A 15,755-nucleotide genomic window follows, 5' to 3' on the forward strand; every position below is an offset into this window, starting at 1 on the left:
ACCGTTTTTTTGCACCGTTTAATAATTTTTAATATTCAAAAAAGGAGTGGGCTAATGCTTGCTAAAAGAAGTTTATTGGTGTTATTGTGCTTGGTAATGTTTGCTTTTGCAAACGATTCACGCGTGTTTCTTGGTCTTCGTCTCGGAGGCGGTATCGGTATGAGCCGTCCGACAGGAGATGTAAAAGAAGCTTATGACGAATCTGAAGGTTCAAAATTCAGAAGCGGCGGCGGCTCTTTTGATGTTGCTCCTTTTGTGAGTTTTCAGTTGACTGACAACTTTGCTGTCGGAACAGAGTTTATGTTCACTCGTTTCGGTTATGGCGGCGAGAAACTTACGGAAGATGACCCCTGGGATGATGGTAAAGACGGTGATTGGTTTTCAACAAGCAGAGCCGCTATGGTAATTCCTGTTTTGGCGCAGTTTACTTTGGCGCAAAGAAAAGTTAATCTTTTCGTAGGTCCCCATTTTACAATAAATATGGGTGATATGAGAGATGCTGAGAATTGGGCTGGTGAAAGCAAAAGCGAGAAATGGGATTCGGAAGAGATGGACTGGTTCAAAGATGAAATGAACGTTCCTGTTATTGGCTTGACTGTCGGCGCGGCATTTGCCGTTGGTCCTGTTTTCATTGACATAAGATACCTTACAGACTTGGGTGCTGTTAAGCCCAAAGACGCGGGGGAAGTACTTTATGCAGGCGAACCTTGGGAATTTACAATGCCTGACGGCGGAGTTCGTCGTGCAAAATTGGCGCTTTCTGTAGGTTGGCAATTCGGTTTGGGTTCAAGATAATTTGAACTTAAAAAGTTAAGATTTAAAAAAGCGGGAGAACATTTGTTTTCCCGCTTTTTTATTTTATTTAATCTTTTTTACTTTCTGTTATCCACAAAACGAATGGCTTTTCTTGCCTCGCCTCGCAGGTGTTTTATTGAGCCTTTATTGCTCAAAAAGACGGAAACGCGAACTCTCGCTACATTCAAAATCGACTGCGTTATTTTGTTCAATTCCTTTTTATCGGCAATCACGTGGAGAATAATATCGTTGTGATTGTCGTCGGCTTTGTGTCCCTTTAATTCTATAATATAGTCTTCGCAACATCCCAAAGAATCCATAATATTTGTTATTGTCGATGGGTAAATTGTCGTGCCTTTTATCTTTATTAACTGCGATTTTCTGTAAATTATCGGACCTATTCTCATAGAATTTCTGCCGCATTCGCAATTTCCGGGGACTTTAAACGACATATCGCCCGTTCTGTATCTCAGAAGCGGCATTCCTTCCATTCCGAAAGTCGAGACTACGATTTCGCCTACTTCGCCGTCGGGAACGGGATTTCCGTCGTCGTCCAGAATTTCTGTGTAAACCAATTCGGGGTGCGAATGTCCGCCCGTTCTGTATGCGCAATCGCAAAAAGACGAGCAGGTTTCGGTTGACGCGTAAGTGCTGAAAACCTGAGCGTTATAAAGCGATTCTATTTTTTGCGCGGTAGCATTCCACGACATATCTTCGTTTCGTAGCGGCTCGCCTATACAAATAAGCTTATTTACGGACGAAGTACAAATATCTTTTCCCATATTTTTGAGATTTTCGGCAAGTTTTATGAAATACGACGGAACGCCGACAAGAACGGTCGGACGCAAAAGTCGAATGTAATATTCCTGCATTTCAAAAGGCAAAACGCCTATACGCGTCGTATTTACGCCAAGAGCGATAAAACCGCGATAATACGCCATTCCCGCGACAAAAAGACGGTCGAGCGACACCATAACTTGCGCTCGGTCGTGCGCATTAATACCTATCGAATTAAACGACATCGACTCGTTGTAAGCAAGGCGGTCAAGGTCTGCGGCGGTCAGCGGAACAACAAGAGGTTGCCCCGTAGAGCCGCTTGTGACGCAGGTTTCCACAATATTATTGCTACAATAAAAATTATTTGTTTGCGCGCACAATTCCTCTTTGGTTGTAAAAGGCAAGCGCGAAATATCGTCAAATGTTTTTATATCCTGCGCGTTAATTTTATCAAGTTTTTTTGCATAATATGCAGATTTTTCTTTCAGGTTAACGACTTGATTTCGCATCACCCGAAGAGTGTTATTTTCTATTTCGTCTTTGGACTTAAAGTCCCAAGAATATTCCGGTAGAAAAGGCATATCGCCCTCCTTTATTTTTTCAAGTTTTCAGAAAACAGCCAACGCCAATAAATCATTGTAACAGGAAACGTAGAAAGCACAAGCATTGCGCGTAAAGCCATAGTAGTCGTCGATATTTCGTTTTTGTCTGCATCGTTCATAAAATTCGGAAGCACAATATCCGCCGCAATAAGAAAAATCAGCGCAATCGCACAGCCGTAATAATAATGATAGAAATGAGGCACCGCCAAAGCTTCGCCGATTTTTTTGCTCAGAGCCGCTAAAATCATCAGCAGAAAAAACACGCTCGCGTCAAGGATGTGAACCGCGCCTAAAATCGGCAAAAACGCTCCCTCCATTATTGCCCTCCGTTCTTAATGTTTTTTCTTACAATAAAGTGCAATTTTATCCCATTCCAAAGCGAGGCGATTGACGCAACCGACAATGTTAAAATCATAATTTTTGTGAAAATTGCTTTGTCTTCGATAAACGAGGCGCCGATGGCAACGCTTATGGCGCACATCGAAATAACAAACCCCGTCGGATTAAGACGATTATCTACTTTTTTTCGATAATATTCGGCAATCATATAAATAAATAGATTAAGTGCAAAAACAGCTACAAGGTAAGCCAAAAGTAAAAAATTATCAATAAAAAACATAGTCCGACCGCTCCTTTTTACCCTTTTTTCTTCCCGAAAACATTAACAAAAGCGTCTTGTGGAGTAAGGCGCGAACTTCCGCTCATAATTCCCTCGCGACCCATAAATTTGCTTTCTACTTCTATTCCGTTTGCAGTACATTTATATTTGCGAATATCCTTTTTGTGGTCGCTTCCGCGCATTTTAAAAATTGTAAGCGCCTTTTGGATTTCGCTGTCAATTTCCACATATCTAAGCAGTATAAAACTATCTACAACAAAAGGAACTTTGCTGTTAATTGCGTCTATGCTTCCGAAAACCGCGTTGTTTTCACGAATAAGAATTGCCGTTGTTCCCTCGCGCTTAAAGCCGTTTACAATCTGCCGCTCAATTTCCCGCAGTTGATGAATATCCATTGTCAACGCCTCAAAATGCGAAATGCTGTCAATTACAACCCGCTTAATATTGTATTCTTTCATAAGCGATAAAAGTTCGCCGCTCGGCTCGTTAATTTCATTTAAAATAGTCGCAGGTGTGGAAAAAACAATTTTGAGTTTCCCTTCTTTTTCGAGGGTTTTCAAGTCCCAGCCAAGCTGTGCCGCATCGTGATAATACTGCAACGGAAACTCTTCAAATGAGATTATCAGCCCGTTTTCGCCGAAAGTTTTTATTCCGTTATATATAAATTGCATTGCGATAGTGGTTTTTCCTGTTCCCGGCGCGCCCTCTATGAGATTGGCGGAATTCTGCAAAAACCCGCCGCCAAGCATTTCGTCTAATCCGACAATTCCTGTTTTTACACGCTCGTCGCCCACAAAAAACTCACTTTGACTGTTGTAAAAGATACATTATTATAGCCTTGTGAGCGTGAAGCCGATTTTCCGCTTCTTCAAAAGCAATGGAACGCTCGCCGTCCAAAACGCTGTCTATAACCTCTTCGCCTCTGTGAGCAGGCAAACAATGCGAAAATAAAGCGTCGGGTTTTGCTTTTTTCATTAAATCTTCGTTTACCTGATACGGCATAAATATTTCTTTTCTCGACTGCGCTTCGTTTTCTTTTCCCATACTCGCCCAAACGTCCGTATAGACAACATCCACGTCCTTTAGCCCTTCGTCTATGTCGTTTGTTATGGTTATTAAACTTCCCGTATGTGTGGCTATTTTTCTGCCTTCCGCGGCAATTTCCGCATTCAGTTCAAAGCCTTTCGGACAAATAAGCGTAAAATCGTAGCCCATTTTTGTGCAGTAATGCAAGTGCGAAGCACAAACGTTATTTCCGTCGCCGACAAACGCCACTTTTATCTTTTTGTCGCCGAATTTTTCTTTGAGCGCAACTCCGAAAGCGATTGATTGGCAAGGGTGAAATTTATCCGTAAGCGCGTTTATTACGGGAATATTCAAATGTCCCGCAAATTCGCGGAGCGTATCGTCGCTAAAAGTGCGAACAACCAAAAGATGTACCCAACGCTCAAGATTTTTGGCGACGTCGTAAACCGACTCTCTATCGCCCAATCTTCCGTTTGCAGAAGGCATATCAAGCGCGTTGCCGCCCAATTCGTAAATGCAAGTCTGAAATGTTATTTTTGTTCTCAGAGACGGTTTATCAAAAACCAAAACAGCGGTTTTGCCACGCATTTCGTCGCGCATTAATTTTCCGTGCGCTCTTTCTTTCTTCACTTCGAGCGACAAATCAACAATTTTACGAATTTCTTCGCTCGAATATTCCGATAATGTTAAAAAATCTCTTTTCATAATAACGCATACCTCGCTTTGTTTTGCGATTTTTTAAATATATGAGGCACTAAAATAATAAATGCGCACCGATTTTGGGGAATATTTCTTCTTATTTGAATAAAAAATCAGTGAATTTAGAAAAATTGAGTGAAATTTCCAAAACTGAACACTGTTCAAAACACTGTTCAAAAATAATAATTCGCAAAAAAACACACAAACTCCCCACGACTTTATGTTGCATACTACAGAAACTCCCCACGACTTTTGCAAACAAAACACAAAAACTCCCCACGACTTTGTGTAAATATAGTATATTATACTAAAAAAAGGAGGGCTTATGTATAGAAATATGATAGAAAACTTGCTTAATTGGAAAAACAAAGCCGACAAAAAGCCGTTAATACTGAAAGGCGCAAGGCAAGTCGGTAAAACATTTTTGATGAAACAGTTCGGTGAGCGGCATTATAAAAGCACGTTTTATGTGAATTTTGAAAACAATTTTGCCATAAAACAACTGTTTGCAAACGACATTTCGCCCGAAAAAATAATTCGCGGACTTGAAATACATTTCGGGCAAAAAATAGACAGTCAAAATTCCTTGATTATCTTTGATGAAATTCAGGAAGAGCCGAAAGCGGTTAGTTCGCTTAAATATTTTAACGAGGACGCGCCGCAATACGACATAATTTGCGCAGGCTCATTGCTTGGCGTTGCGCTTCATAAAGGAACTTCTTTTCCTGTCGGCAAAGTGGAATTTCTGAACTTATTCCCTATGTCTTTTGAAGAATTTTTGCTTGCAATCGGCAAAGAAAATTTGGTGAACTTATATAAGGAAAAGGAATACGACCTTATTAACGCGTTCAAAAACGAGTATATTTCATTGCTTAAAACTTATTATTTTGTCGGCGGAATGCCTGAAGTCGTCGCAAGTTTTGCCGTTGAGCAGGACTTGGAAAAATGCAGAAATCTACAAAATAACATCCTTGCGGCATACGAACAGGATTTTTCAAAACACGCGCCGAACGAAATTGTTCCTAAAATTCGGATGCTCTACAATAATATCCCCGTTCAACTTGCCAAAGAACACAAAAAATTTGTTTATAGCCATATAAAAGAGGGAGCGAGAGCAAAAGAATTTGAAATGGCAATGATGTGGCTTATTGATTGCGGGCTTATTCACAAAGTTGACAATGTAAGCACGGTTCGCATTCCGCTTAAAAGTTATGCCGACCCAAAAAACTTTAAACTGTTTTTGCTCGACGTCGGACTTTTGTCTTGTATGAGCGGCTTGCTTCCTCAGATAATTTTGGAGCAAAACAAATTTTTTGTAGAATTTAAAGGAGCGATAACAGAACAGTTTGTATTGCAGGAAATGAAGACTTTCAACGATTTTGAGATTTTTTATTGGTCTAACAGCAACGGAAGCGCGGAAGTCGATTTTTTAATTTCCAATAAAAACAATCCTATACCCATCGAAGTAAAGGCGGAAACTAATTTGCAGGCAAAATCATTATCTGTTTTCAGGGATAAGTTTGCGCCCGATTTGCTTATGAGAATATCCATGAGCGATTACAGAAAAGACGGAAATTTACTTAATTTGCCGCTTTATTTGATAGAAAATTTGAAATCGGAGATTGGCAAATAGTATTTTCCCTCTAAATTTACTAAAAAGTTTGGTGGGAGCAAACCATAAATGCGGGTAGATGCGGAAACGGTTTCGGAATACTATAAGCAAATGCAAATTGAAACTTTGCCTCAGTATAATCGTGTCGCGTTTCTGCACGAAACTATGTATAATATGGTACGACAGGCAATTTTAGGCGAAAAAGAAGACGTGCGAAAACGTCTCGATACCGTCCAAAACATACTTGTTCAACTTATGGCGGTCGTGAAAAAAGACGATGACGACGAAATCGCCGAAGGATTGCTTTTGCTTTACGACTATATATATGTAAAATTGGAAAGCAACGACGTTGTCGCAATGAACGAAGCTCTTCAGGTGCTGTCGGTGCTTCACGAAACTTTTGATAAACTTATGAAGAAAAGAGTGTAATTATGTCTATTTTTAATTTTGCCGATGAAGAAACAAAGAGAAAACTTTATGCGATGAAGCATATGTCCAAGAAAAACATAGAGGGGAATACGCTGAGGAACACACTCGGGCAGACACACGTAAATATCAACGGAAACATTGTCGATAAAAAATCAAAAGCCGCGCCCGAAAGCATTAACGGAAATTTAATCGACGAGCTGAAAAACGTGCCGAAAGAGTTGACCCCGCGCCAAAAATATCAGTCTAACTGGAGCAAAATTCCCGATTTTGTAGCGGTGGACATCGAAACCACGGGATTGAGCAAAACCAAAGACAGAATAACCGAAATCGCCGCTATAAAATTTGTGGACGGAAAAGCCGTAGAAGAATTTACGACGCTCATAAACCCCAAAATCGAAATCCCAGCAAAAATAACGCAACTTACGGGAATTGACGCGGAAACCGTTAAAGACGCGCCCGAATTTGTAGAAGTTATGGACGAATTTGTAGAATTTGTGGGTCGCCTCGCAATCTGCGGACACAATGTGGACTTTGACATTTCGTTTTTGAACGCAGAAATAAAGCGAAACTGCGGAAAAGAGATAAACAACTGGAACATAGACACCCTGATTTTATCGCGAATAATTTTGGAACTCGAAGAGGGCTACGCGCTCACAAAAGTCGCAAATTATCTTAACATAGCGCTCGAAAACGCACACCGCGCATTGGATGACGCGAGAGCTTCGGGACTTATTGCAACAAAACTTATCCCAAAAATTAAGGAAGTTCCGATACTTTCGAGAGCGCGAATTGCGAGTAATTCGGTCGGCTTCACCAAAAAGATTTTTGAACGCACGCTTACAGGGTATATTCCGCCTCAAAAGATAAAACTTGAGGTCGTTCCAAACGTAAAACCGCTTAAACCTAACGGCAAAAAAGTTGATGTTTCCAATACTCAGTTAAAGAAATATTTCAATTCAAAACTTGGGCAGGTTATAAGAAGATACCGCTCGCGCCCCGAGCAATTAGAGTTTGCACAAACCGTTGCCGACGCGCTCAACAACGGAAAAATCTGTGCGATAGAAGCAGGAACGGGAACGGGTAAAACGCTCGGATATTTAGTGCCTGCAATGCTCGCCGCCATCGGAAAAAACGAGCGGATTGTGATTTCGACGGCAACAAAACAGTTGCAAAACCAACTAATCGAAAAAGATTTGCCCGCGCTCGCAACGACTTTGGAGGGCAAAGAAGGCAAAATTTCGGCGGCTATCCTTAAAGGCAGAAGCAACTACGTTTGCCGAAAAGCGTTTGAAAAAATTATTTCGGGAGAAGTTCCGGGGATTTCGCCCAAAGAAAAAGGCGCGCTTTTGCCCATTATTAAATGGTACGAAAAAACAAAATCGGGCGACATTGACGAGCAAAACGCGTTCCACAGACGAGGCAATAAGCAGTTGTGGGATTTGCTTTCCGCTCAAAACAGACACTGCGGCGGCAAATGCGAATACAGCAACTCCTGCTTTCTGATAAAGGCGCGCAAATACGCAATGGCGGCTAATATTGTGGTGGTAAATCACGCGTTTTTTTACAGCGACATAGTTGCAGGAAACGAAATTATGCAAAACGCCGCGGCAATAATTTTCGACGAAGCACACCGCTTAGAAGAAACTGGCTACTATTCGCTTCAGACCGAAATAGACACGCACTCGCTCAATAATTCGGTGGAAGGTTTTCAGCATATTCACACGGTTTTGTATAACATAACAAAAGCAATTCCCGCAGACGTTGCGGAAAACAAAGACAACCGCGAATTTATCGATGACGTTATAAAACTAAAACATATTATATATAATTTCCGCAAAGCAAGCGAGAATTTTTTGGCGGCGATTTCGGATTTTCTTGTCGATAACGCCGACGCAAACAATGCCACTCAAAGCGCAATTTTAACTTTGGGCTACAAGGCAAACACGCTCCACAAATTACACGCCCTAAACGAAATTATGATGAATATCTGCGAATTTACGGATATTTTGCGGCTCATAAAACAAGCTCACCGCGAAAAAATCAAGGCGGACAACAACATCGAAGCGCAGATTTCGGCGGCGGAAAAAGCGGCGCAACAATTAAAGGCGGATATGCAATATTTGAGCGAAGCGCAAACCGTCGGCGATATATTCTGGGTAGAAGGTCCCGCAAGCAAGAAATGGGTAAAATTGACGGGAACAACCACAAACATAAAAAATTTCCTGAACCCTTTTTGGCAACAGTTTCAAAAGCCCGTGATTTTCACTTCGGCAACGCTTTCGCCGCAAAAAAACATTGACTATTTTGCCGACCGAGTAGGAATTTCCGGCTTGGAACCCGTGCTTAAACAATTTACAAATGAAATTATCAGCGAAAACTTAACTTTTGCAGTAGCGACCGAAACTCCCGAAGTAAGCACGCCCGAGTTTAACGTGTACACGGCGCAGATAATAAAGGATTTAAGCGCGAAATTCCAAAAAAATATACTTGTGCTTTTCACAAACAACGAAAATTTGGAGCAGGTTTACAACGAATTGTGCAAAGACGGTAAAAATCCGAACATTTTCGCACAGGGAATAAGCGGCAACAATGCGTGGATACAGCGGCAAATGCGAGATGTTCGCGGCGCCGTTTTGCTGGGAAGCGGTTCTTTTTGGGAGGGCGTGGATATGCCGGGCGACCAATGCGAAATTCTCATTATCCCCAAACTTCCGTTCCCCGTGCCGAACCATCCGCTTCAAAAACAGCTGGCGGAAAACGCCGAAAGCGACGGCAAAAACGGCTTTATGGACTACTCGCTTCCCGAAACTCTGCTTAAATTCAGACAGGGAGCAGGTCGTTTAATACGAAAATCTGAAGATATGGGCGCGTTTTTTGTGCTCGACAGCAGAATTGTAAATAAACCATACGGCAAATTCTTTGTAAATTTAATGAATTCCGAAGCATTAACATTCTCCGAAATAAGCGAAACTTGGGAGCCGCTCGAAAAACTTTTTGCCAAAAAAGAAGAACTGGAAAAAATAAGAGAAGCGGAAAAAATTGCGAAAAGAGAAGCTTGGGCAAAAGCCGAAGCAGAAAAAGCGGCAAAAGCAGAAAAAAACAATGCTGAAAATGTCGAAAAACAAGCAGAAAGCGCAAAGGAATAAAAATGAAAAAAGCGGTTTTGGTAATATTTCTCGTTTTTCTCGTATTTTTCACAGGTTGCGGAATTTATTCATTCACAGGCTCTACACTTCCAAGCAACGTGAGAACAATAGAAATACCGCTTTTTGAAAACGTCGCATTGGTGAGCGGTGCGGCGGAGCGAATTACTGAAGTTTTGTCGCAAAAAATCGTGAGAGAACGTCTTACCGTTGTAGCAAGAAACGGGGACGCGATAATCAGAGGAACGGTAGTATCGTATATAAACAGAGCAAGTGATTTTACAGGCACACGAGACGACTTAACCGTTCTTCAGTCGTCGGTGGAAATTGTCGCGGACATAATCTTTTTTGACAACCGAAACAACCGTGAAATTTACAGAGGTCGCGTAATCGCCATAGGAAATTACGATTTTGCCACCGAAACCGAAATGGACGGAAGAGAACGCGCCATAGACGATTTAACCGAACGAATTTTGATGAATTCAATTAGGAGCTGGTAGCGCCGCGCGCATTCGTAGGGGCGTATTGCATACGCCCGATTTCTGTTGGCTATTTGGGCGTATGCAATACGCCCCTACAATTATTTCTGCATTTCTTTAATTTTGTCGATTAGCGCTTTCATTTCGCCGTCGGTGCCGATTGTAATTCTCAGCCAATCGCTGATTTTCGGTTTATTCCAAAAACGCACTAAAATACCGTTTGCTTTAAGTTTTTTGTACAATTCTTCGGCTGAAATTCCTGCTGAAATAAATTTTGTCGGACGAGCAAAAACAAAGTTCGCCGACGACTCTAAAATATCAAAGCCGAGTTCTTTGAGTTGAGCCACCGCCCAATTTCGAGTGCCTATAACTTTTTTGCAACAATTTTCAAAATATTCGCTGTCTTTTACTGCGGCAACGGCTATTTTCAGCGCCAAACGGTCAATCGTGTAAGAATTAAACGAATTTTTTATTACGTTAAGCGAAGAAATAAGTTCCGCGTTTCCGATAGCAAACCCCACCCGCGCGCCTGCAAGCGAACGACTTTTTGAAAGAGTGTGAACAACCAGAAGATTGTCGTATTTTTTCGTAAGTTCAATACTGCTCTCCCCTCCGAAATCGATATACGCCTCGTCGCAAAGGATAAGCGTGTCGGGGAATTTTTGCAATATTTCTTCGATTTGCGCCATTTTTACGGCAATTCCAGTAGGCGCATTCGGATTGCAGATTACAATTCCGCCTGCGTTTTTCGGAAAGTTTTCAAAGTCGATAGTCCAGTCTTCTTTGAGTGGCACAATCTGCTTTTTTATGCCGAAAATGTCGCACCAAACGGGGTAAAACGAATATGTTATATCGGGAAAAACAAGCGGTTTGTCGCCTGTAAAAAACGCCATAAACGCCATAGCGATTATTTCGTCCGAGGAGTTTCCGCAGAAAATATTTTCGGTTTTAACGCCGTAAAATTCGCCGATTGCTTCCCGCAGTTCGCTTACGTCGGGGTCGGGGTAAAGTTTCAGCGTGGAATAATCGAAACTATCAATCGCTTCTTTCACTTTCGGCGACGGTGAATACGGGTTTTCGTTTGTATTCAATTTTATGTATTTCATATCTTTGGGCTGTTCGCCTGCAACATACGGCACCAGCCCGTCAAGCATTTTTCCGTTAAATCGGCTCATTTGTTCTCCTTCCAGTCTTCCAATTCTAACCCGCGTACACGCTCAAAATCTTTTGTATTGTTCGTGACAAGAACAGCGCCATTCGACATAGCGTGAGCGGCGATAAGTATATCAAAATCTTCTATCAAACACCCTCTTTTCTGCAAATCTGCACGTATTATTCCGTATTGTTCCGCTGCATTATTATCAAACGGCAATATTTCCAATGCACACAAAAAATCGTCCAACGCTGAACGATTTTTTTCGCTACTTTCACTAAGTTCAACGCCGTGCAAAAGTTCCGCCAAAACCAACGAAGATATTGCAATACCTTCTTGACTTCTTATTCTGTCAAAAATGTGTCGATACATACTATTGTTTTTTCGTGCGCCACGAATAGCAAAAACGCAGGTGTTTGTGTCAAGCATATATTTCAAAAGACAATCTCTCTGGTTCTGTTAATGTGTTCTGCTCTGCCGTCTTTCATAAAATCTTCGGAAAATCCTTTTGCGCCTCTTTCAAAAATTTCCAACATTTTTGATTTTGGGAAAAGATATACCGTGCTTCCGATTTTTTTTATGCAGACCTCGTCTTCGTCAAATCTATATTCTTTCGGAATTCTAACCGCCTGACTTCTCCCCGTCTTGAATACTTTTGCCGTTGCTATCATATTTTCCTCCTTTTTCTGAAATTCTCTTCGGATACATACTGTGGTACATATCAAATATAATAAATGTTCCGGGAAATTGTCAAGGAAGATATGAAATGTAGTGAAAAAACACTAAATATTCCATTACACCTCAAAACAAATATTATTTTGTTCCTATAAATAGAAACAAAAACATTTTCTGAAAGGAAAAACAATGTCTCAAGTACCATACAAAATCCACTTGTCGGAAGACGAAATGCCTAAGCAATGGCTTAACTTGCGGGCGTTTATGAAAAATAAACCCGCGCCGATTTTGCACCCCGCAACACTGCAACCGGCAACTGCCGACGAACTAAACGCCGTTTTTTGTGAAGAGTGCGTAAAGCAGGAATTGGACGATACGTCAAAGTTTATCGACATTCCGTCGGGGATATTGGAGTTTTACAAGGGCTACCGTCCGTCAGCGCTGGTTAGGGCGTATTTTTTGGAGAAAGCGCTCGGTACTCCCGCGGAAATTTACTACAAATACGAGGGAACAAACACAAGCGGCTCGCACAAATTAAACTCCGCAATTCCACAGGCGTATTACGCTAAACAGCAAGGTTTAACATCTCTTACAACCGAAACGGGAGCAGGTCAATGGGGTTCGGCGATGAGTATGGCGTGCGCATTTTACGGGCTGGATTTGCTTGTTTATATGGTAAAAGTTTCAGCGGAACAAAAACCGTATCGCAAACATTTAATGGAAACTTACGGCGCAAAAGTTATTCCTTCGCCGTCGAATACGACCGAAGCGGGAAGAAAAATACTCGAAAAAGACCCGAACACAAGCGGCTCTTTGGGCTGTGCAATCAGCGAGGCAGTCGAAACTGCGGTAAAAACCGACAAATGCCGCTATGTTTTGGGAAGCGTTCTCAATCACGTTCTTTTGCACCAATCGATAATCGGTTGCGAGGCGAAAATTGCACTTGACAAATACGGAATTTCTCCCGATATAATTATAGGATGCGCGGGCGGCGGCTCAAATCTGGGCGGACTTATTTCACCGTTTATGGCGGATAAACTGACGGGCAAAAGCAATGCGCATTTTATTGCGGTAGAGCCTACAAGCTGCCCGTCGCTTACACGCGGAAAATACGCCTACGATTTCGGCGACACCGCACAAACAACGCCGCTTATGAAAATGTACACGCTCGGAAGCGGATATATTCCTGCTCCCGGACACGCAGGCGGATTGCGTTATCACGGAATGACCACAACGCTTTCGCAGCTTTATGCGGACGGATTTATGGAAGCGCGCGCAGTTGAGCAGACAAAAATTTTTGACGCGGCTGTCCTTTTTGCGAAAACCGAAGGAATTTTGCCTGCGCCCGAATCATCGCACGCAATCCGCGTTGCAATCGATGAAGCGCTAAAAGCAAAAGAGAGCGGCGAAAAAAAGAAAATTTTGTTCGGACTTACAGGAACAGGGTATTTCGATATGACCGCTTATGCGCAATACAACGCAAAAACAATGAGCGATTATATACCGAGCGACGAGGAGTTGGCGAAAGGTTTTGCTACAATTCCCGATGTTGCGGTGAACAGATAATTTGTGATGTGTTGGGGCAGGTTTTAAACCTGCCCTTTAAACATTTATTGCAACAAAAATCTCCGTGAAATATTCAATCCATTCCTGCCGTCCACCCGTAAAATCAATACTTGATTTCTTGAAATTGTTGCGGGGATTGCGAAACTTGCGACACCTGCCGAATTAAGCGTTATATTTTCACTCAAAAGTTGGCGTCCTCTTACATCGGTTATACGTAAAACAACGTCGCTTTGTGTCGGAATATTTAAGTTAATATTATTTCTTGCTACCGAAACGGAGGCAGGCAGGCGACTTACCGTTCTCGCATTGGGAATTGAAAAAGCGGATGTTTCGGAGCCGTCGCCCGTAAAACCGACAAGTTTCAGCTGAGTAATAATTCCCGAAGTTGTGCCTTGAGTAAGCGTTTCTACTCTTATGCCGCTGACCAGCGACAAATCGTTAGGCGCAATAAGGTGCTGACTCCATAGAAAAACCCAATCCGGCTGAGAAAACGCCCTCGGATTGACGGTAATAGTTCTTGGTTCGGCGCTTACGGGAAGCGTTGTGTAAAATCCCGCGCCCTCGCTGACAAGGGCTGGATCGTCGAGAATAAGGCGTATAGGTCTCGTTGCCGTGTATGTTATGGTAATGGAGCGCCCTTGCAGCTTCAAATTCGGTGTAAATGTTTGCGTAGGCGTAATAAGGACTGGCAGTTCTTCCTACGGTTAAGGAAAAATTAACATTATTGGCAGTATGCGTGAAAGATACGGAAGATGTCGTGCTCGAACTGTCTCGCCAATCGGTTTGCGCTCTTGTTAAGTCGATAAAAGGAAGATTTTGGTTTTCGTTGCCTCGCGTATCCAAGCCCCACCAATTTCCTGTTATTAAAAGCAAGTTCATAAGTCGAAGCGACTCGTTGTAAAAACTGCTCTGTCCTCTGGCGACAATATTGTTGTAAGTTGCATTCAAAAACTGTTGATTAGCCGCGTCGGCAAGCATTCCCGAAGCAAAAGGAGCGGCAAACGCCATAGCGGAATAATCGCTGTATCTCGTTCCGTTCAATAAATACCCCGAGCCGATTAGGGCAGGATTGCCCCCTGTTGCGCCTCTTAGCCAAGTGCTTATCCTGCTGATTTGTTCTCTTGCTTCGGGAGTTGCGTAGTGAACATAATCCAGTGCGAGCCGCCAAGGAACACGGCAGGCGTTAAATGCGTAATTATCCCAGTTGTGTTCTCCTGCAACCAATGCCTCCGCCGAATTGGCGACAGTTCTTGCGTCATTTCGCTCCCCTATAACAAAATCAGCCATAAGTCCTGTAATTCTGTGCGAAACTTGGTGTAAAAGCGAATAAACTTCGTCTGCGGCGGTAAGCCAGAATGGGTCGTCCGTTGCTCTGTAAAACGCTCTGAAATGTCCCGGCATCCAATCGGAACTACGCGAAGTTGTTCTTTGGGCAAGCGTTATCGCTTCAAATCTTCCGTGCCAATCTCCGAGATTTGTTCTGTAAAGCCCCGGGTGAAAATTCAAGTCCTTAATTGAATTGATAATCGCTATTGCGTCGGTCATATACTGCGGGTCGCCCCACTGAGCATAAGCCAAAAGCAAAGCAAACGCCATATCCATATCGCCGTCGGTGGCAGAACTGCTTCTGCCGAACGTCTGCCAACAACCCTCCCATTCGTCCCAACAAATTCTGTTTTCGGCAACAGGATTGCTTGATTCCACATCGTGTATCACCCACGACATAAGGTTGTTGCGGGGTAAATTTCTGGGAGCGATATTTGAGCCTTGTACACGTCTCAGCGCGTTCATTCTGTCGAAAGCTTCCTTTTCGTCGCCCTCAACTCCCGCCATTAAAACGAGTATCATCATTCCGTAGCCGTGCGTTTCTGAGTTTGTACGCGCTCGGCTTCCGTTTACTCCTGTTCCGCCTGCCTCAAACCACGAATGTCTGCCGTTATTTGACGTCCTGAAAAAACGCGTTCGCAAGTCCCTGTATAAACGAGCAACGTCGGTATTCATTTGGTCTTGCGAAACGTGGTCAGGTCTGATTGTATTCCCTATCGGTTCAAATTCGTCTGCCTGCGGAAACGGGCGACTTTGAGCGAAAAGCGGTGAAAAAATCGAAATTAACAGCAATATAATTGCAATATGCTTGATTTTTTTACACACAAATCCCTCCCTTCTCTAAAAAAACATTT

General features: G+C 42.6%; 16 protein-coding genes. 6 read left to right on the plus strand and 10 right to left on the minus strand.

What is annotated here, in order from left to right; genetic code table 11:
• Positions 1 to 54: 54 nt before the first annotated feature.
• Entirely contained in the window at positions 55 to 795 is a 741-nt protein-coding gene (locus tag FWE23_04685; GenBank protein MCL2844732.1) for an outer membrane beta-barrel protein, read from the plus strand.
• 77 nt (positions 796 to 872) lie between these two features.
• Here FWE23_04685 and FWE23_04690 read toward each other — a convergent pair whose 3' ends face one another.
• Genes FWE23_04690 through argF form a run of 5 tightly spaced genes read right to left on the minus strand, consistent with a single transcriptional unit; the run spans position 873 to position 4,524 of the window.
• A complete protein-coding gene (locus tag FWE23_04690; GenBank protein ID MCL2844733.1) occupies positions 873 to 2,153 on the minus strand; it encodes an AMP-binding protein in 1,281 nt (426 codons plus the stop codon).
• 11 nt (positions 2,154 to 2,164) lie between these two features.
• The gene (locus FWE23_04695; protein MCL2844734.1) at positions 2,165 to 2,491 is read right to left on the minus strand and encodes a hypothetical protein; all 327 of its coding nucleotides are present in this window, start codon (positions 2,489 to 2,491) and stop codon (positions 2,165 to 2,167) included.
• Positions 2,491 to 2,793 (minus strand): hypothetical protein, encoded by a 303-nt coding sequence (locus FWE23_04700; GenBank protein ID MCL2844735.1) that lies wholly within the window; start codon positions 2,791 to 2,793, stop codon positions 2,491 to 2,493. Before FWE23_04700 ends, FWE23_04695 begins: the two co-directional genes overlap by 1 nt.
• Positions 2,794 to 2,810: 17 nt before the next feature.
• Positions 2,811 to 3,587 carry an ATPase gene (locus tag FWE23_04705; protein MCL2844736.1) on the minus strand — a complete coding sequence of 259 codons (777 nt, stop codon included), beginning with the start codon at positions 3,585 to 3,587 and terminating at the stop codon, positions 2,811 to 2,813.
• A gap of 7 nt (positions 3,588 to 3,594) precedes the next feature.
• Complete coding sequence (argF, locus tag FWE23_04710; protein ID MCL2844737.1) at positions 3,595 to 4,524, minus strand: ornithine carbamoyltransferase; 930 nt, start codon at positions 4,522 to 4,524, stop codon at positions 3,595 to 3,597.
• A 319-nt stretch (positions 4,525 to 4,843) separates the two neighbouring features.
• Between argF and FWE23_04715 the strand changes: the two genes are divergently transcribed.
• The 4 genes from FWE23_04715 to lptE are packed head-to-tail and all read left to right on the plus strand — an operon-like array spanning position 4,844 to position 10,202.
• The gene (locus tag FWE23_04715; protein MCL2844738.1) at positions 4,844 to 6,151 is read left to right on the plus strand and encodes an ATP-binding protein; all 1,308 of its coding nucleotides are present in this window, start codon (positions 4,844 to 4,846) and stop codon (positions 6,149 to 6,151) included.
• A gap of 48 nt (positions 6,152 to 6,199) precedes the next feature.
• Positions 6,200 to 6,559: a flagellar protein FliS gene (locus FWE23_04720; protein MCL2844739.1), complete on the plus strand. Its 360-nt coding sequence runs from the start codon at positions 6,200 to 6,202 to the stop codon at positions 6,557 to 6,559.
• Positions 6,560 to 6,561: 2 nt separating this feature from the next.
• Positions 6,562 to 9,705, plus strand: coding sequence for an exonuclease domain-containing protein (locus FWE23_04725; protein MCL2844740.1), 3,144 nt, complete (start codon positions 6,562 to 6,564; stop codon positions 9,703 to 9,705).
• A gap of 2 nt (positions 9,706 to 9,707) precedes the next feature.
• Positions 9,708 to 10,202, plus strand: coding sequence for an LPS assembly lipoprotein LptE (gene lptE / locus FWE23_04730; protein MCL2844741.1), 495 nt, complete (start codon positions 9,708 to 9,710; stop codon positions 10,200 to 10,202).
• 80 nt (positions 10,203 to 10,282) lie between these two features.
• On the opposite strand, the gene hisC is transcribed toward lptE, so the two are convergent.
• From hisC to vapB, 3 genes are read right to left on the minus strand one after another with little or no spacing between them, the layout of a single operon-like run.
• Positions 10,283 to 11,356, minus strand: a complete 1,074-nt coding sequence (hisC, locus tag FWE23_04735; GenBank protein MCL2844742.1) for a histidinol-phosphate transaminase — start codon at positions 11,354 to 11,356, stop codon at positions 10,283 to 10,285.
• Complete coding sequence (locus tag FWE23_04740; GenBank protein ID MCL2844743.1) at positions 11,353 to 11,772, minus strand: type II toxin-antitoxin system VapC family toxin; 420 nt, start codon at positions 11,770 to 11,772, stop codon at positions 11,353 to 11,355. Before FWE23_04740 ends, hisC begins: the two co-directional genes overlap by 4 nt.
• The gene (vapB, locus tag FWE23_04745) at positions 11,769 to 12,002 is read right to left on the minus strand and encodes a type II toxin-antitoxin system VapB family antitoxin (GenBank protein ID MCL2844744.1); all 234 of its coding nucleotides are present in this window, start codon (positions 12,000 to 12,002) and stop codon (positions 11,769 to 11,771) included. The genes FWE23_04740 and vapB overlap by 4 nt, the downstream gene beginning before the upstream one ends.
• Positions 12,003 to 12,198: 196 nt before the next feature.
• Between vapB and FWE23_04750 the strand changes: the two genes are divergently transcribed.
• Entirely contained in the window at positions 12,199 to 13,575 is a 1,377-nt protein-coding gene (locus FWE23_04750; GenBank protein MCL2844745.1) for a TrpB-like pyridoxal phosphate-dependent enzyme, read from the plus strand.
• A 44-nt stretch (positions 13,576 to 13,619) separates the two neighbouring features.
• Here FWE23_04750 and FWE23_04755 read toward each other — a convergent pair whose 3' ends face one another.
• On the minus strand, positions 13,620 to 14,009 hold the full coding sequence (locus FWE23_04755; GenBank protein MCL2844746.1) for a hypothetical protein: 390 nt from the start codon (positions 14,007 to 14,009) through the stop codon (positions 13,620 to 13,622).
• Positions 14,010 to 14,013: 4 nt separating this feature from the next.
• Complete coding sequence (locus FWE23_04760) at positions 14,014 to 15,726, minus strand: glycosyl hydrolase family 8 (GenBank protein ID MCL2844747.1); 1,713 nt, start codon at positions 15,724 to 15,726, stop codon at positions 14,014 to 14,016.
• Between the last annotated feature and the right edge of the window lie 29 nt (positions 15,727 to 15,755).

Source organism: Chitinivibrionia bacterium, from assembly GCA_009779925.1.
Lineage (GTDB): Bacteria > Fibrobacterota > Chitinivibrionia > Chitinivibrionales > Chitinivibrionaceae > WRFX01.